The sequence below is a fragment of the Pseudomonas sp. TE3552 genome, assembly GCF_056278945.1.
The window spans coordinates 2,276,692-2,294,499 of record NZ_JBWBQJ010000001.1 but is presented as its reverse complement, the minus strand read 5'-3'; the positions used below and the strand labels follow the sequence as shown (position 1 = coordinate 2,294,499).

General features: G+C 61.4%; 15 protein-coding genes. 12 read left to right on the top strand and 3 right to left on the bottom strand.

The annotated features are described in order from the left end of the window. Window positions 1-2 precede the first annotated feature (2 nt). A complete protein-coding gene (locus ACZ9BB_RS10175; protein WP_476213652.1) occupies window positions 3-1,856 on the top strand; it encodes a polyurethane esterase in 1,854 nt (617 codons plus the stop codon). Between the two features lie 184 nt (window positions 1,857-2,040). Here the strand turns inward: ACZ9BB_RS10175 and ACZ9BB_RS10170 are convergent, their stop codons facing one another. Continuing rightward, on the bottom strand, window positions 2,041-2,967 hold the full coding sequence (locus ACZ9BB_RS10170; protein ID WP_476213651.1) for a 2-hydroxyacid dehydrogenase: 927 nt from the start codon (window positions 2,965-2,967) through the stop codon (window positions 2,041-2,043). Between the two features lie 272 nt (window positions 2,968-3,239). Between ACZ9BB_RS10170 and gabT the strand changes: the two genes are divergently transcribed. The 5 genes from gabT (at window position 3,240) to ACZ9BB_RS10145 (ending at window position 8,177) form a co-directional block, all read left to right on the top strand. Further along, on the top strand, window positions 3,240-4,532 hold the full coding sequence (gene gabT, locus ACZ9BB_RS10165) for a 4-aminobutyrate--2-oxoglutarate transaminase (RefSeq protein ID WP_476213650.1): 1,293 nt from the start codon (window positions 3,240-3,242) through the stop codon (window positions 4,530-4,532). A gap of 95 nt (window positions 4,533-4,627) precedes the next feature. Then, window positions 4,628-5,284 (top strand): HAD family hydrolase, encoded by a 657-nt coding sequence (locus ACZ9BB_RS10160; RefSeq protein ID WP_476213649.1) that lies wholly within the window; start codon window positions 4,628-4,630, stop codon window positions 5,282-5,284. A gap of 45 nt (window positions 5,285-5,329) precedes the next feature. Next, window positions 5,330-5,818 (top strand): Lrp/AsnC family transcriptional regulator, encoded by a 489-nt coding sequence (locus tag ACZ9BB_RS10155; RefSeq protein ID WP_008055821.1) that lies wholly within the window; start codon window positions 5,330-5,332, stop codon window positions 5,816-5,818. Between the two features lie 340 nt (window positions 5,819-6,158). Then, the gene (locus tag ACZ9BB_RS10150) at window positions 6,159-6,932 is read left to right on the top strand and encodes a DUF4198 domain-containing protein (RefSeq protein WP_476213648.1); all 774 of its coding nucleotides are present in this window, start codon (window positions 6,159-6,161) and stop codon (window positions 6,930-6,932) included. Between the two features lie 39 nt (window positions 6,933-6,971). Next, window positions 6,972-8,177 (top strand): acetyltransferase domain-containing protein, encoded by a 1,206-nt coding sequence (locus tag ACZ9BB_RS10145; RefSeq protein WP_476213647.1) that lies wholly within the window; start codon window positions 6,972-6,974, stop codon window positions 8,175-8,177. A gap of 154 nt (window positions 8,178-8,331) precedes the next feature. Here the strand turns inward: ACZ9BB_RS10145 and ACZ9BB_RS10140 are convergent, their stop codons facing one another. Beyond that, on the bottom strand, window positions 8,332-9,045 hold the full coding sequence (locus ACZ9BB_RS10140; protein ID WP_476213646.1) for a cupin domain-containing protein: 714 nt from the start codon (window positions 9,043-9,045) through the stop codon (window positions 8,332-8,334). Between the two features lie 69 nt (window positions 9,046-9,114). After that, window positions 9,115-9,972 carry a GNAT family N-acetyltransferase gene (locus tag ACZ9BB_RS10135; protein ID WP_476213645.1) on the bottom strand — a complete coding sequence of 286 codons (858 nt, stop codon included), beginning with the start codon at window positions 9,970-9,972 and terminating at the stop codon, window positions 9,115-9,117. Window positions 9,973-10,213: 241 nt separating this feature from the next. Between ACZ9BB_RS10135 and ACZ9BB_RS10130 the strand changes: the two genes are divergently transcribed. From ACZ9BB_RS10130 to ACZ9BB_RS10105, 6 genes are all read left to right on the top strand, one after another. Further along, window positions 10,214-11,686: an aldehyde dehydrogenase family protein gene (locus ACZ9BB_RS10130; RefSeq protein WP_476213644.1), complete on the top strand. Its 1,473-nt coding sequence runs from the start codon at window positions 10,214-10,216 to the stop codon at window positions 11,684-11,686. Window positions 11,687-12,210: 524 nt separating this feature from the next. After that, entirely contained in the window at window positions 12,211-12,879 is a 669-nt protein-coding gene (locus ACZ9BB_RS10125; protein WP_476213643.1) for a haloacid dehalogenase type II, read from the top strand. Window positions 12,880-12,924: 45 nt separating this feature from the next. Continuing rightward, a complete protein-coding gene (locus ACZ9BB_RS10120) occupies window positions 12,925-14,199 on the top strand; it encodes an NAD(P)/FAD-dependent oxidoreductase (RefSeq protein WP_476213642.1) in 1,275 nt (424 codons plus the stop codon). Window positions 14,200-14,293: 94 nt separating this feature from the next. Beyond that, window positions 14,294-15,931 (top strand): ABC transporter substrate-binding protein, encoded by a 1,638-nt coding sequence (locus ACZ9BB_RS10115; RefSeq protein ID WP_476213641.1) that lies wholly within the window; start codon window positions 14,294-14,296, stop codon window positions 15,929-15,931. A gap of 48 nt (window positions 15,932-15,979) precedes the next feature. Next, window positions 15,980-16,936 carry an ABC transporter permease gene (locus tag ACZ9BB_RS10110; protein WP_476213640.1) on the top strand — a complete coding sequence of 319 codons (957 nt, stop codon included), beginning with the start codon at window positions 15,980-15,982 and terminating at the stop codon, window positions 16,934-16,936. Then, window positions 16,933-17,808, top strand: coding sequence for an ABC transporter permease (locus ACZ9BB_RS10105; protein WP_476213639.1), 876 nt, complete (start codon window positions 16,933-16,935; stop codon window positions 17,806-17,808). Before ACZ9BB_RS10110 ends, ACZ9BB_RS10105 begins: the two co-directional genes overlap by 4 nt.

Below are 17,808 nucleotides of genomic sequence, written 5' to 3'. Positions count from 1 at the left end.
CAATGGGTGTGTACGACTACAAAAACTTCGGCACGGCAGACTCCAAGGCGTTGTTCAGCGACGCCATGGCGATCACGCTGTATTCCTATCACAACCTCGACAACGGTTTCGCCACCGGTTACCAGCAAAACGGCTTCGGCCTGGGCTTGCCGGCAACCCTGGTCACCGCGCTGATCGGCGGCACCGACTCCCAGGGCGTCATTCCCGGCATTCCCTGGAACCCCGATTCGGAAAAGGCCGCGCTCGAGGCCGTGCAAAAAGCTGGCTGGACGCCGATCACCGCCGCGCAACTGGGCTATGACGGCAAGACCGACGCTCGCGGAACCTTCTTCGGCGAGAAGGACGGTTACACCAGCGCGCAAGTCGAAATCCTCGGCAAGTACGACGCCCAGGGTCATCTCACGGAAATCGGCATCGCCTTTCGCGGCACCAGTGGCCCGCGGGAAATCCAGATCGGCGACTCCATCGGTGATGTGATAAACGATCTGCTGGCGGCGTTGGGGCCCAAGGATTATGCGAAAAACTACGTGGGCGAAGCCTTTGGCAATTTGCTCGGCGACGTCGCGGCGTTTGCCCAGGCCAATGGCCTGTCGGGCAAGGACGTGCTGGTCAGCGGCCACAGCCTCGGCGGGTTGGCGGTCAATAGCCTGGCGGACTTGAGCGGCAACAAATGGTCCGGGTTCTACCAGGACTCCAACTACATCGCCTACGCCTCGCCGACCCAAAGCAGCAACGACAAGGTGCTGAACATCGGTTATGAAAACGACCCGGTGTTCCGCGCCCTCGATGGCTCCTCGTTCAACCTGTCCTCGGTGGGCGTGCACGATGCCGCCAAGGATTCGACGACCGATAACATCGTCAGCTTCAACGACCACTACGCCTCGACAGCGTGGAACGTGCTGCCGTATTCGATCCTCAACATTCCCACCTGGATCTCGCATTTGCCCACCGGTTATGGCGACGGCATGACCCGGGTGCTGGAGTCGAAGTTCTACGACCTGACCAGCAAGGATTCGACCATCATCGTCGCCAACCTCTCGGACCCGGCGCGAGCCAACACCTGGGTCCAGGACTTGAACCGCAACGCCGAAACTCACAAAGGCAGCACCTTCATCATCGGCAGCGATGGCAATGACCTGATCCAGGGCGGCAAGGGCAACGACTATCTGGAAGGCCGCGACGGTAACGACACCTTCAGGGATGGCGGTGGCTACAACATCCTGTTGGGCGGCAAGGGCAGCAACGTGCTGGACCTGCAGCAGTCGGTGAAGAACTTCGTCTTTGCCAATGACGGCGCCGGCAACCTGTACGTGCGCGACGCCAATGGCGGCATCAGCATCACCCGCGACATCGGCAGCATCGTCACCAAGGAGCCAGGGTTTCTCTGGGGCGTGTTCAAGGATGACGTGACCCACAGCGTCACCGCCAATGGCCTTGTGGACGGCAGCAACCTGACCCAGTACGCCTCAAGCGTGAAGGGCACGACCGGCGCCGATACCCTCAAGGCCCACGCAACGGGCGACTGGTTGTTTGGCCTGGACGGCAACGACCACTTGATCGGCAGCACCGGCAACGACGTGTTTGTCGGCGGGGTCGGTAATGACCTGATGGAGTCGGGGGGCGGAGTCGATACATTCCTGTTCAGCGGTGCGTTTGGCCAGGACCGGGTGATGGGTTATCAAGCCAACGACAAACTGGTGTTCCTCGGGGTCCAGGGCGTTGCGCCAAACGACGACTTCCGCGCTCATGCCACGGCGGTGGGGCAGGATACGCTGCTGACGTTTGGCAGTGATTCGGTGACCCTGGTGGGTGTCGGGCTGGACAGTTTGTCCGGTAGCTCGATTGTGATCGCCTGAGGGTGATGGGGCGCCGGTAAGGGCCTCTTCGCGGGCAAGCCTCGCTCCTACACTGGAACGCGTTCCCCTGTGGGGCAAGGCTTGCCCGCGAAGAACGATAACGCGGTAAACCTGCCTGCCCCCGCAGATTTTTGGGGCTGCTACGCAACCCAGCGCGAGCAAGCTCGCTCGCCACAAAAAGTAATCAATAGCCCTGCGTGCGATCGATCTCGCCCGACATCGGCTCACCCCGTTGATGTCGGCGAATATTCTCCAGCAACACCTCAAAGGCGCTTTCTGGCTGGGTCATTGCCGCGATGTGCGGTGTCAGCAGAATCTGCGGGTGGTGCCAGAACGGATGGTCCGCCGGTGCAGGTTCCTGCTGCAGTACATCCAGCACCGCGCCGCTCAAATGTCCGTTGTCCAACGCCTCTAGCAGATCCTCTTCAATCAAATGCCCGCCACGGCCCATGTTGATCAGCGCCGCGCCCTTGGGCAGTTGCTGAAACAGGCTGCGATCAAGAATGCCCTGGGTCTGTTCGGTCAACGGCAAAACACACAACAGAATGTCGCACTGGCTGAGGAACGCCGGCAGTTGCGCGTTGCCGGCATAGCAATCGACCCCCGGAATGTGATGGGCACTGCGCGCCCAGCCTGACAAGGCAAAGCCCAGCGGTTGCAAGGTCGCCAGAATCTGCCGGGCCTGAGCGCCGAGCCCCATGACCCCGACCCGACGCCTGGCGGCCGGTTGCAGCAGGTGCGCTTGCCAGCAGCGGGCCATTTGCTGCTGGCGATAACGCAGCATGTCCCGGTGCAGGCTGAGTACCGCAAAACAGGCGTATTCACACATGCCGCGGGTGATGCCGGGGTCCAGCAGGCGCACCACCGGCAAGCTTTCCGGCAGGCGACTGAGGTCCAGTTGATCGACGCCGGCAGACAAGGCAAACAGCACTTGCAGATTGGGCAGCAGCGCCTGGAGATCGTCGGGTGCCTGCCACGCGGCCAGGTACTGAATGTCGGTGGGGTCGCCGATGTCCGGCCAGGCGCGCCATTCGATATCCGGGGCGTGTTCGGCGAACAGCGCTTGCCACTGTTCGCCGCGCACAGGGTCAGCTTTGTATAGCAGGGCCATGGGCATTTCCTGAAAAGTGAAGGTGCTGCCCATCATCGCGCAACGCCAGCGCAGGATCTGTCGAAAGCAGCGGGTTTAACGCGTTGAGTGACGTTGTATCGGCCACGCACCGGCAGATTCGGCGGGCTGAAGGAATCTGCCGTTTGGCGGGGTGAAAACAGTCGATCCGAATTTCTCAGGGGCCAAGTTCGGCGTAGTTCGTTTCGCGCAAGCCTTAACCTGAACACCATCGCAACCACTTCCCGGTTGCCGGACTCACGATGGGAAATGCCATGAATAGCAAAGTCGACCAAACCCCTCATTTGCTCCGTCAGCGCGATCAATTCGTGCCACGTGGCCTGGTTACCGCGCATCCGCTGGTGATCGATCGGGCCCAAGGCTCTGAATTGTGGGACGTGGACGGCAAGCGCTACCTGGATTTTGTCGGCGGTATCGGTGTGTTGAACATCGGCCATAACCACCCGAAGGTGGTCGCGGCGGTGCAGGCGCAGTTGCAAAAGGTTTCCCACGCCTGCTTCCAGGTGGTGGCCTACAAGCCGTATCTCGACCTGGCCCAGCGCCTGTGTGAAATGATCGGCGGCCAGGAATCTTATAAAGCAGCGTTCTTTACGTCAGGCGCCGAAGCGGTGGAAAACGCGGTGAAAATTGCCCGCGCCCACACCAACCGTTCGGCGGTGATTGCCTTTCGCGGCGGGTTCCACGGCCGGACCTTGCTCGGCACCACGTTGACCGGCATGAGCCAGCCCTATAAACAGAACTTCGGGCCGTTCGCCCCAGAGGTCTTCCACACGCCGTATCCGAATGCCTATCGCGGTGTCACCAGCGACATGGCGCTCAAGGCGCTGGACGAATTGCTGGCCACTCAAGTGGCGCCTGAGCGGGTCGCGGCGATCATCATCGAACCGGTGCAGGGCGATGGTGGTTTCCTCTCGGCACCGACAGAGTTTCTCCAGGCCCTGCGTGCCCTGACTGAAAAACACGGCATTGTGCTGATCCTCGATGAAATCCAGACCGGTTTCGGTCGCACCGGCAAATGGTTCGGTTTCCAGCACGCCGGCATCCAGCCGGATCTGGTCACCGTAGCCAAGAGCCTGGCCGGTGGTTTGCCGCTGTCCGGTGTAGTGGGCAAAGCCGAGATCATGGACGCACCGTTGCCCGGTGGCCTCGGCGGTACTTATGGTGGTAACGCGCTGTCGTGCGCGGCGGCGCTGGCGGTGATCGAGGCTTACGAACAAGAACAATTGCTGGCCCGTGGCGAAGCCTTGGGCGAGCGCCTGCGTGAAGGGTTGTTGCGCTTGCAGGCCCGTTACCCGCGTATCGGCGACGTGCGCGGCAGCGGCTTCATGCTGGCGATCGAGCTGATCAAGGATGATGACGCGCGCACCCCGGATGCCGACCTGAACCAACGGCTGATCGACGAAGCCCGGGCCGGAGGCCTGCTGGTGATCAAGTGCGGCGTGTACCGCAACGTGATGCGTTTCCTCGCACCGCTGGTGACCAGCGAAGCGCAGGTCGACGAGGCGCTGCAGATTCTCGACGCAGCACTGGCACGAGTCTTGAACTGAGCTCACGCCTGCTCGGGGCGCTGCCACACGGCATCGCCCGTGAGCATTTATGGAGCATGGATTGATGGAATGCATCATCGGAGGCTTTACACACCATGGGGCTGACTGATTATCGAGCGTTGTTGATCGATTGCGATGAAGTCCTGGTGGATCGCGATTCCGGGGTCTGGACGGCGTTGCAGCCGTTGCTCGACAGCCGTGGCGGCTACCCAGACAAAACGCAGGTGCTGGCCGAGTTCAGTGAGGTGGTGCACGCGCTGTACCCGCGCTTCGGCGAGCTGGGTTTCAGTGGCTTGCTGTGTTTCGCCCACCGTCAGTTGGCCGAGCGCTGGGGGCTGAAAGCCACTTGGGAGGAGGGCATGAGCTTTGCCCGGTCGGTGGCCGGCTGGTCGTTGTTCGAGGACGCACCCGGTGCCATGTTGTACTTGCGCAAGTTCTATCGTCTGCTGGTGCACGGCGATCGCGATGCCGAGGATCGGGGCCTGCTGTGTGAGCGCCTGGGGATCATGCCCGACGATTTTATTTCTCTGGCCAGCGATCCGCTGCGGGATCAGGATTGGCTGGCGGCCAATGAACTGGATGCCAACACCATCCTCCAGGTGACCCGGCCTTGCGCCCGGCCACAAGGGGCGGGCGCTGTCTGCCTGATTTGTCGCGGCCAGGGAAAACATCCGACGCCGTGCGCGGCGGACTACTGCATCAACAGCATGGCGGATCTGGTGGCTCAGCATCAGCTGTCTTTACGGCGCTGATTTTGCTAGAAGATTGTCTTACAAACGGCAGTCAAGAGGTACGCAATGGAAGGTTTAGTAAAACTGGACCGGATCGACATCAGCATTCTGGTTGAGCTGCAAAAGGACGGGCGCATGACCAACGTCAGCCTGGCCGATGCCGTGGGCCTGTCGGCCAGCCCCTGCCTGCAGCGGGTCAAGCGGCTTGAGTCGGCCGGGTATATTTCCAGTTACAAGGCCCACCTGAACCTGGCCAAGATCACCGACTCGGTCACGGTATTCACCGAAATCACCTTGAGCGACCACAAGCGCGAAGACTTCGCCAAGTTCGAATCCAATATCCGCCTGGTCGATGAAGTGCTCGAATGCCACCTGATCAGCGGCGGCTACGATTACCTGGTGCGCTTCATGACCCGCAGCATCCAGCATTATCAGGAAGTGATCGAAAGCTTGTTGGACAAGAACATCGGCATCTCCAAATACTTCAGCTACATCGTCATCAAATCACCCGTGCTCAAGGACGGCGTGCCGCTGCGCAAATTACTGCGTCACTGAAACTGACTCCGCGAACACATCCGTCGTCCACTCCATGCCCTTACAGCCTGCCGCGCCTTTTTTAAAGGCGCGCGACGGGCTGATGCCGCTCCCACAGGTTCCTCATGCACCTCGATTGGACATGGGGGGCGCAGAGTCTCTCTGCGCGCTTCACGCTGGCGCAGGCCGCATAAAGAGCTGTTTAGGCGGCAAAAAAAGTCTTCATTTGCGTAATGAGCAATGAATTCGGGACGAAGCGCAAAATTGCCTGCGTTGTAATGCGTTCAGAGAGAGGGGCAGATCGTTGCAGGGCTGCGACGATCCACGGAACAACACCAATCGGAGCGCAAAAAAAATGCGAATGAGCAACGCAAAAAAAGCACTGTTGGGTTACGGCGTCTTCATGCTGGCAAGCAGCAGCGAGGCGCATCAAATCTGGTATGAGCAGCCACCGGGACAACCCCTGGCGTTGTACTACGGCGAATATGACAAGAACATGCTGGAAGTCACCCCGGGCGGGATGGACCGGTTCCGGCAACTCAAGGGTTGGTCGATCAGCAACAAGTCCCAACCGTTGAGCCTGACCTTGCAGCGCCAGGCGTTTGCGGTGGCGCATCAAACCAGCGCGGATGACTCGCTGCTGGCCCAGGACGCGCATTACCCGATCTTCGACCTTCACGAAGGCGATAAAACCCTGAAGGCCTACTGGACGCCCGCCACCCGTTGGGTCGGTGACTTGCGCGCCCGCACCCCGGAACTGACCCTGGATATCGTGCCCACGGGGGGCGCTGATGCAGGCAAGGCGCAGTTCCAGGTGTTCTATGCGAAAAAGCCCCTGGCCGATCAGGACGTGGTGCTGGAAACCGGTTCCGGTGAAGTGTTTACCCGACGCACCGATGAGGGGGGCAGGGTCAGTTTCGAGCTGCCCTGGCAGGGCACCTATGTGGTGGCAGTCGAATACAAGGACCACGTCTCTGGTGAGCGCGTTAACCCGCAGGGCCAGGCCGAGCCCTTTGACGTGAAGAGCTTCAGTTCGACGCTGTCGTTCTATCGAAAGGAAGGTCAGGTACCCTTGCCGCGGGCGCCGTCGCAGCTGCCGGCATCGGAAATTGCCAGGCTGAAAAAACAGGGCTGAGCCAGCGGTAGTCCACTGACCACGACATGAGTGACTGATATGACCCTATCTACAGGTGTGGCAGGGCAGGCGGGAAGTGTTTCCCCTGCGCTTGCCACCAGTGCTGTAAAAACCAACACCCGGATGCTGGCCATCGATGCCCTGCGCGGCTTCGTCATGCTTTTGATGCTTATCGACCACGTGCGGGAAACCTTTTTGCTGCACCGCCAGGTCACCGACCCGATCGATGCGCTGAGTGTCACGCCGGACTTGTACTTCACCCGCATGCTCAGCGAGATCTGCGCCCCGGTGTTCATCTTCCTCACCGGTTTGTCGGCCTGGCTCTACAGCCAGAAACACACGGCCAGCGAGACGTCGGTGTTTCTGCTCAAGCGCGGTCTGTTCCTGGTGTTTCTGGAACTCACGTTCGTGTGCTTTGCCTGGAACGCCGAGTTCCCGCCCAAGACGTTGTGGCTGCAGGTGATCTGGTGCATCGGCATCTGCATGATCGTGCTCGCCGGGTTGCTGCACTTCAAGCGTGGTTGGCTGATCGTGCTCGGGGTGGCGATTGTCGCCGGGCACAACCTGCTCGATGGTGTGACCGTGGGGCCTGAGTCGCCGTTCTTCGTACCGTGGTCGATCCTGCATCAGCGGGTGTTCATCGACATCACCGAATTCACCCGGGCTCGCACCACCTATCCGGTGTTGCCGTGGATCGGGGTGATCCTGTTGGGTTGGGCCATCGGGCCATGGTTCGGCAAGGACATGGAACCGGCCGAGCGGATTTCCCGGTTGCTGAAAGTCGGCGTCGGCCTGCTGGTGGCGTTCGTGTTCATCCGTTACCTGAACGTTTACGGCGAGAAACCGTGGGTGCAAACCGGTGACTCGCTGCGCACCTTCATGAGCTTCATGAGCGCGAAGAAGTACCCGCCGTCGCTGATGTTCCTGATGCCGACCCTCGGCCTGGGGCTGATCCTTCTGGCGTTGTTCGAGAAGGCTCAGGATCGCTGGTCCACCGCGACCCTGGCGATCTACGGCGGGGCGCCGATGTTCTTCTATTTGCTGCACCTGTACGTACTCAAGGCCATGTACCTGGTGGCGGTCGCGATCTGGGGCGCCAATCAGGGCACCTATTACGGCTTCGATGACCTGCCCATGGTCTGGCTGTGGAGCGTGATTCTCGGGGTGTTGCTGTTCTTCCCGACGCGTTGGTTCGCCAACCTCAAACAGCGCCGTCGCGACATCGCGATTCTTAAATATCTCTGATTTTCAGAGCTGCCCTTCGGTGTCCCCATTCGGCGGAACACCGAAGGACATCGCGGGTTTTGTGCTGAATGGGCCGGCCTCATCGCGAGCAGGCCATAACATTCAGCACCGCCTTCGCGAGCAAACCCGCTTGTGTCTTGCATAGGAATTAGCGCTATTTAACGGCGTATACCTTGCGCACATACCGCGCACTGTTCCAGGCGCAAGGTGCCCCTTGCGGCACGAACACGGTGTCTCCGGGATTGACCGTTACGCTGCTCCCGTCGGGCGCTTGCAAGCTCACACTGCCTTCAAGCAGATGCATCAGCTCGTTGAGTTTGTGTGGCCGACCATGGCGGGCGTACGGCGTCGAATCCCAGACACCCACGCGCAGATTAGTCGTGTCGTCTTCGAAGGCATTGCGCGAGCGGCATTGCGGCGTGGGTCCGATCAGTATTTGCGGTTCCGGTGCCGCCGAAGGGGACAGCATCGCCAAAGGATCGAGCGCTGTCAGCCCCGGTGTCGGTACGGCGCTGGGGCTGGTGACGGCGCAGAAGGCCCAGCACGTATCGGGTTGTGCCTGAAACTTGAGTGCCGTACCACGACCGATCACGGCACTCGCACCGATCCCCAGTTCCAGCGTCTGCTCCGGAGATTGCAGCACAACGTGCCCGGCATGAACCACGATCACTTCGGTGTGCGGAAAGTCATCGATATCGAAGGCTTCGCTCGTATGAACAATGCCCGCCGATACGCCGTCGGGTCCGATGTAGGCGATCTGACGACAGTCCATGAACGGATCGATGGAACTCAAGGGCGCTGCCTTGAAAGACGTAGAAACACGGCTGCCATCGGCGCGAGCCAACAGCAGAACGGTAGGTTGAGACATACGGGTGACGCTCCCTGCAAATGGGGGATAGAAGGTGTTGGATGGCGCTTGTTTCATCGCGCGCCGGGGTCAACCAATGGCTTGGGTGACGAGGGCAAATTGGCGGACGCCGTTGACCGCTTGCGGCGGTGTGCCGCGTGCCATTTGTGCCACGGTGTCGACCTGCTTGAGGCCGGCCAGCTCCAGCCATTCGCCCAAGCCACTGTCCGCCGGAATGTCGATCCGCACGAAGGCGTCCGGCACCTGGGCCAACAACACGGCGATCAGGTGTTTGGCCTGCTCAGGAGTTTCGGCGATGACCGGGCCGAGGCAACGACCCCGACCGAAGGGGCGCAGCAGGGCGAAGGCACGCAATTGACCGTCGCGCTCGATGCCCACCGAATGCTCGACCACCTTGAACAAATCCGAGAGCACCGCTTGCCGGTCCAGCCCGCTGCCGGCGTTGGCCAGTTCCAGTTGACGCGCCTGATCGGCTGCGCGCAGCGGGCGACATTCTTCACCGTCCGCCAGCGGTTCAAGCACGGGTGCCTGCGCCGGGCCTTGATGCTGCTGAATCCGGCCGAACTCGACAAACTCCTGGCTGGCGTAAAGCGGTGCGCCGGCGAGGGTCGCATTGAGCATCGGCGTGCATGACTGGCAAGCCTCCAGCGCGTACTCCATCAATCGACGACCAATCCCCTTGCCCTGATAGTCGTCACTGACAATCACCAGGCCGATGGTGGCGAAATCGCCTTGCCGACAGGCGAACGCGGTGCCGATCAGTCGCTCGCCATCGAGCACTACAAAGCCTTCGCTGACCCGCTGCAACATCGCCCAGTCTTCCAGGCGATGAGGCCACTTCAACTCAACAGACAAGGCATGGGCCGAAGGCAGGTCGGCGGCGGTCATCGGCCGATAGACATAAGTGGAAGGGTGCGAGGCGGACATGGCAAGTCTCCGTTTTACAGTGTGCGCGATCAACCGGTTTTCCGGCGCGAGGATGCCTGTATCCCATCTGCGTGAAGGCCTGACAAGGGGGCCGTATAGATTCGGCAGATTCCTCACATCAAAGGCCTGCAGACCACACTTACTACTTAATTGCCCCATAAGGTCGGCAGCAAATGCTTGGGCTTTTTTTCTACGATGGAGGCCTGAGCTCACGACTCGCCGTCCCTTTCTGGAGTGCTCCATGGATAGCTTCGATCCCCGCCTTATCGCTGTGCGCAGCGCTCACTTTATTGCCGGTCAATACCGCGACGCTCAACCGGGGCTGGAGGTGGTCCGCCCTTCGGACGGCCAGGCCTATGCCCAGTTGCCGATTGCCGATGCGGACCTGGTGGATGAAGCGGTCAACGATGCCTGGCAGGCATTCAACCGCAGCGACTGGGCCAGCCGTCCACCCCGGGAACGGGCGCGGGTCATGCGTCGCTGGGCCGATCTGATCGAGGCCGATGCTGCTGTCCTGGCGCCGCTGGAAGCCGTGGGCTCGACCCGTCCGCATAAAGATGTGATCGCCTGGGATATTCCCTACGTGGCGGAAGGTATTCGCTTCTTTGCCGAACTGGCGGACAAGCACGGCGGGCATGTCGCGGCGACTCAGACTGATCGGCTGGGCATGCAGATCGCCGAACCGTATGGCGTGATTGCGGCCATCGCGCCGTGGAATTTTCCCTTGAGCATGGCGTCGTGGAAGGTTGCCCCGGCGCTGGCCGCCGGCAATGCCGTAGTGCTCAAGCCATCGGAGCTGACACCGTTTTCCAGCCTGCGTTTTGCCGAGCTGGCGGTGCAGGCGGGTATTCCTGCGGGGATTTTCAACGTGGTCCAGGGCGATGGTCGCATCACTGGCGATGCCTTGTGCCGTCATCCGCGCGTGGGCAAGGTGACCTTTACCGGCTCCACGGCGACCGGCTCAAGCATCATGTCCACCTGTGCACTGGTGGGGCCCAAACCGGTGACGCTGGAGCTGGGCGGCAAGAGCCCGCAACTGGTGTTCGCCGACGTCCCGGACATCGCGAAGACTGCGCGCACCGTGGCGCTGGCCATCACCGGCAATGCCGGGCAGGTGTGCGTGTCCGGTTCGCGGTTGTTGATTGAACGCTCGATCATGGAACCGTTCATTGCGCACTTGCAGGCGTATTTCGAAGAGCTGCGCCCGGGGCCGACCTGGTCGTCCGAGAGCACGCTGTCGCCGATCATTTCCCGGCTGCAGGCCAGCCGCATCGATGGCATCGTCCAGCGTTCGCGCCAGGCCGGGGCCGAAGTGTTGACCGGCGGTGGTTTGTTCGATGGGCTGGGCGGTGCTTATTACCAGCCGACTTTGTTGGCCGGTCTGGACAACCAGAACCCGGCGGTCTGTGAAGAGATTTTCGGCCCGGTGCTGACGGTGCAGGCCTTCGATGACGAAGAACAGGCATTGAGCCTGGCCGCGCACGCCACCTACGGCCTGGCGGCGGGCGTGCACACCGCCGACATCAACCGTGCCTTGCGACTGGTCCGGCGGCTGGAGGCGGGCACGGTGTGGGTCAACCGTTACGGCCGCAGCAACGACTACATCCTGCCGACCGGCGGCTACAAACGCTCCGGCATCGGCAAGGACCTGGGGCGCGAAGCGTTCGAAGCGAATTTGCGCTTCAAGAGTGTGCTGATCGATATCGCTGGCTAATGTCCGCCCCCTAACACCTGTGGTGAGGGAGCTTGCTCCCGCTGGGGGGCGAAGCCCCCCCAAAACCAACGACCACAATCCTTCTGGTAGAACGCGTCAGCCGGTTTTGCGACTGCTTCGCAGCCGAACGGGGGCAAGCCCCCTCGCCACAGGGATCCGCTGACCGCAGATCGTCGACAGGTTTCAAACCGCACCCAAACGGGCGCTTCCTTAGAGAAGCGCCCGTTTTCGTTCAGCCCGGCGCAGGTTCTGCCGTGAATGGGGGCGTTCTTGAGCCTCAAGTAGCCATGAAGGTCCATAAGAGCGCATAAATACGGGGTTTGCCCAAGGCTGGAGCGAGCCGCAAAGTCTGCTGAGGGGGGTGGCTAAAACGGTGGTTTGTATCAAGCAGAGGTCGCTTTTAACGCCATCTGCTGATTTCACGGTGTTGTAATAACGGTGTGCTGCAGCGTTGCATCGTCGCTTGCGAAACGCAGCGAATACCTGTCGCGCCATGACCTCAACGAACTTCAGGACCGCACACAATGAGCTTTCTTCGCCCCAAATTCATTACGTTCGACTGCTACGGTACGCTGACCAATTTCCACATGGGCACGATGACTCGCGAACTGTTCGCCGATCGCGTGGTACCCGAGCAGATGGATCAGTTCGTCAAGGATTTCTCCGCCTACCGCCTGGATCAGGTGATGGGTGACTGGAGGCCATATGATGAAATTCTCAAGACCGCACTGGCGCGGACCTGCAAGCGTTGGGGCATCGAATACCGTGGCGAAGGTCAGCTGTATTACGACGCCGTACCGACCTGGGGTCCACACCCGGACGTGCCAGCCGGCCTGTCGAAAATCGCCGACAAGATCCCTCTGGTGATTTTCTCCAACGCCAGCAACAGCCAGATCATGTCCAACGTCGACAAGCTCGGCGCACCGTTTCACAAGGTCTTCACCGCCGAACAGGCCCGGGCCTACAAGCCGCGTCTGGCGGCGTTCGAGTACATGCTCGACAACCTCAATTGCGGCCCGGAAGACATCTTGCATGTGTCCTCCAGTTTCCGTTACGACCTGATGCCGGCCCACGACATGAAGATCAAGAACAAGGCCTTTGTCGCCCGTGGTCACGAAGTTCCGGCCAATGCCTTCTACGGCTACCAGCAGATCACCGACATCGGTGGGCTGGCGGCGCTGGTCGGTCTCTGAGTCGAACGGTAACGGCATTCTTCATTTGGCATAGGCGGGTTAGACATGGGCAGTGAATCCTACTGGCTCGACACCGCACCGGCGTTTACCGGTGCCCAGCCCGGTGCGTTGCCCGGGCAGGTCGACGTGGCCATCGTCGGTGGTGGTTTCACCGGCCTGGCGGCGGCTCGGGCATTGGCGCTAAAGGGCGCCAGTGTGGTGGTGCTGGAAGCTGGAAGGGTGATCGGCGAAGCCTCCGGGCGCAACGGCGGCCAGTGCAATACCGGCGTTGCGCAGGACTACGCCGGGCTGAGCGCCAGCCTCGGTGCCGACAAGGCCCGCGCTTATTACCAGGCCTATGAAAGCGCGGTGCACAGCGTGGTGTCGCTGGTGGAGCAGGAGCAGATCACCTGCGACCTCAAGCGCAACGGCAAGCTCAAACTGGCGGCCAAGCCGATGCATTACGAAGGCCTGGCGCGTACCTGCGAACTGATTCGCCGGGAAGTCGATGCCGAGGTCGAGTTGCTGTCCGCCGAACAGACCCGCGCTGAAGTGAATTCGGCCCAGTTCCATGGCGGCTTGCTGCAGCGCAATGGCGTGCAGATGCACGTCGGGCGTTTCGGTGTCGGGTTGGCCGAGGCGGCGGCACGTCACGGCGCGTTGATCCATCAAGGCACGCCAGTGACGGACTGGAAAGCCCAGGCCGGCGGCTATCGGGTCAACACCGCCAAGGGTTCGCTGCACGCCGGGCAAGTGTTGCTGGCGACCGGCGCCTGTCAGCACGGCGGTTTGGGTTGGTATCGGCGGCGCATCGTGCCGGTCGGCAGTTTCGTGATCGCCACTGAGGTGCTGCCGCAGTGGCTGATCGATCAACTGCTGCCCGGTCGGCGTGCCTATGTCACCAGCCGCATGATCGGTAACTACTTTCGCCTGACCCCGGACAACCGCTTGCTGTTCGGCGGCCGCGCGCGGTTTGCGATGTCTGACAGTGTGTCCGACGCCAAGAGCGGCAAGGTGCTGCAAGCGGCGATGGTGCAGATGTTCCCGCAGTTGGCCAACGTGAAGATCGACTACTGCTGGGGCGGACTGGTGGACATGACGTCCGACCGTTTGCCTCGAGCCGGTCAGCACGGCGGGGTTTATCACTCCATGGGCTATAGCGGCCATGGGGTGCAGATGTCGGTGCACATGGGCCAGGTCATGGCCGAGGTGATGGCCGGCAAGGTCGAGGCCAACCCCTGGCGCGAACTCGACTGGCCGGCGATTCCCGGGCATTTCGGCAAACCGTGGTTCTTGCCGTTCGTAGGTGCTTACTACCGCCTCCAGGACTATTTGCATTGAGTTGATGTTGTGGCGTCACCGTCGTTTGCGTTTCCAGGACGCCGCGGATAACCGCGAGCACTCGAGCCTCATTTTTTCGACAGGTACAACTGATATGACTGACAACAAGATCGACTCCAAACTGATCTCCGGCCAGGAAAGCCTGCGGGTATTCGAAGGCCTCAATCGCGGCATGTCGCGCCGCCACGCGTTGCAGATGCTCGGGGTGGCGGGTGTCGCCGCAGCGGGTGCCGGTAGCCTGTTCGGTGCCGCCGGCAAGCTCTTCGCCGAAGAAGCCGCGACCCCGGGCAAAGGCAAGCCGGGCGGGCGGATCCGCGTCGCCGGCATGTCCAGCTCCACCGCCGATACCCTGGATCCGGCCAAGGGCGCGCTGTCCACCGACTACGTGCGCCACTTCATGTTCTACAACGGCCTGACCCGTTTCGACAGCCATCTGGTGCCGCAACTGGAACTGGCCGAGCGCATCGACAACACCGACGCAACGCAGTGGATCATCACCCTGCGCAAGGACGTGACCTTCCACAATGGCAAGACCCTGAGCGCCGCCGACGTGGTGTACTCGCTGTCGCGCCACAAGGACCCGCTGACCGGTTCCAAGGTCATGCCGCTGATGGCGCAGTTCGAAGAGATCAAGGCCACCGGCACCCACGAAGTGCAGATCCGCCTGAGCGCGCCGAACGCCGAGCTGCCGTCGATCCTCGCCGTGTCGCACTTGTTGATCGTTCCCGAAGGCACCACCGACTTCAATCAGGGCATCGGCACCGGGCCGTTCAAGGTCAAGGAATTCAAGCCAGGCGTGCGCTCGATTGCCGCGCGCAACACCGGCTACTGGAAACCGGGCCTGCCGTACCTGGACGAAATCGAGTTCATCGCGATTGCCGACGAACCGTCACGGGTCAACGCGCTGCTGTCGGGCGATGTGCATATCATCAACGAGGTCAACCCGCGCTCTACCACGCGGATCAAGGCCAGCACCAGCCACCGCGTCGTCGATGCGCCGTCGGGCAACTACACCGATTTGATCATCCGTCAGGATCAGATGCCCGGCAAAAGCGCCGAATTCACCCAGGCCATGAAGCACTTGCTCGATCGCGAGCAGATCAAATCCGCGGTGTTCCGAGGCTTTGCGGTGGTCGGTAATGACCATCCGATTTCCCCCGGTTCGCGCTACTACAACGCCGACCTCCCGCAGACTGTCTACGACCCGGAAAAAGCCAAATTTCTGCTGAAGAAGGCAGGCATGGACAGCATCAACATGCCGCTGATGTGCTCACCGGCCGCGACCGGTTCAGTGGACATCGCCGTGCTGCTGCAGCAATCGGCGAAACAGGCCGGGCTCAAGCTCGACGTCAACCGTTTGCCCAGCGATGGCTACTGGTCCAACCACTGGATGAAGCACCCGTTGAGCTTCGGCAACATCAACCCACGGCCGAACGCCGACGTGATGTTCTCGCAGTTCTTCCAGTCCAGCGCGCCCTGGAACGAATCAGGCTGGAAGAACGATCAGTTCGACCAGTTGCTGATGCTCGCCCGTGGTGAAACCGACGATGCCAAGCGCAGCAAGATGTACGCCGACATGCAGACCCTGGTGCATGACCACAGCGGCATCGGTGTGCCGGTGTTCATCAGCAACATCGACGGCGTCGATCAGCGCATCAAAGGCTACGGCAGCAACCCGTTGGGCGGTTTCATGGGTTACATGTTCGCCGAGCAGATCTGGCTGGATGCCTGATCGGCTGCACAAGCATGTAACGCGGGGATATTGCATGAGGGTAGGGCAATGAATAGCAACACACTGTGGTTGATCGGCCGCCGCCTCGGCGCGGCGGTCGTGACCTTGTTGATCGTGTCCATGGTGGTTTTCGCCATCACGGCGGTACTGCCGGGGGACGCGGCGCAACAGGCTCTGGGGCAGTTCGCCACGCCGGAACAGGTGGCGGCCTTGCGCCTGAAACTGGGGCTGGATCAACCCGGTGTGGTGCGTTACCTGCATTGGTTGATGAACCTGCTCAGCGGCGACATGGGACAGTCGGTGTCCAACGCGATGCCGGTCAGCGACTTGATGGCCGGGCGCGTTCCCAACACGCTGATGCTGGCGACCGTCACGGCGCTGGTGTCGGTGCCGGTGGCACTGATCCTCGGCATCGGCTCGGCCATGGGCCGGGGTGGGCGCATCGACAGTTTCCTCAGCTTTATCACCCTGGCTTTGGTCGCGGTGCCGGAGTTTCTGGTGGCGACCCTGGCGGTGCTGATTTTTGCGGTGAACCTGGGCTGGCTGTCGGCGTTGTCCTATGCCAGTGACATCACCTCACCCCTGCAATTTCTGCGCACCTACGCCTTGCCGGTGATGACGCTGTGCTGCGTGATTGTCGCGCAAATGGCGCGCATGACCCGGGCGGCGGTGATCGATCAACTCGACAGCGCCTATGTGGAAATGGCCCGGCTCAAAGGCGTGAGTCCGATGCGGATCGTCCTGCGCCATGCCTTGCCCAATGCCATCGGGCCGATTGCCAATGCCATCGCCCTGAGCCTGTCCTACCTGCTGGGCGGGGTGGTGATCGTCGAGACCATCTTCAACTACCCCGGCATCGCCAGCCTGATGGTCGATGCGGTGACCAATCGCGACATGGCGCTGGTTCAGGCCTGCACCATGCTGTTTTGTACGGCGTACCTGGGGTTGGTGCTGATTGCCGACCTGTGCGCGATTCTTTCCAATCCGAGGCTGAGAAACCAATGAACGATCTCATTGCGAAATCGGCGCCTGCCGGGCCCGAACTGGCGCTGGGCAAAGTCTCCCATGGGCCGTCGTGGCTCGGTCTGGTCGGCGCTGCGATGTGTGTGATCTGGTTGCTGGTGGCCATCTTCGGCCCTTGGCTGGCGCCGCACCCGGTGGGGGCCGTGGTCTCTGACAATGTCTTCGACAGCCTTAGCGCGGCTTACCCGTTGGGCACCGATTACCTGGGCCGCGACATGCTCAGCCGGATTCTTGTCGGCGCGCGGTTCACCGTGGGCCTGGCGCTGATTTCGGCGGTGCTGGCCAGCACGCTGGGCACCGGTTGCGCACTGCTGTCGGTGGTTTCGCCGAAATGGCTGGACGAAGTCATCAGCCGTTTGATGGATGCCTTTATTTCCATCCCGAGCAAGATGCTGGCGTTGATCATGGTTTCGGCGTTCGGTTCTTCGGTTCTGTTGCTGATCTGCACTGCGGTGCTGAGTTTCACCCCCGGTGCATTCCGCATCGCCCGTAGCATGGCGGTAAACATCGAGGCGCTGGAGTATGTGCAAGTGGCTCGTACCCGTGGCGAGCGCCGTTTGTACATCGCTTGCGTGGAAATCCTGCCGAACATGCTCAACCCGGTGCTGACGGATTTGGGGCTGCGCTTCGGTTTCATTGTGCTGCTGCTCAGTGGCATGAGTTTCCTTGGCCTGGGCGTGCAACCACCGGATGCTGACCTCGGATCCCTGGTGCGTGAGAACATCGGCGGCCTCAATCAGGGCGCGCCGGCCATCGTGATTCCGGCGCTGGCCATTGGCACCCTGACCATTGGCGTGAATCTGTTCATCGACCGACTGTCGTCACGGCGTAGTCGACGTGCGGGAGGTCATTGA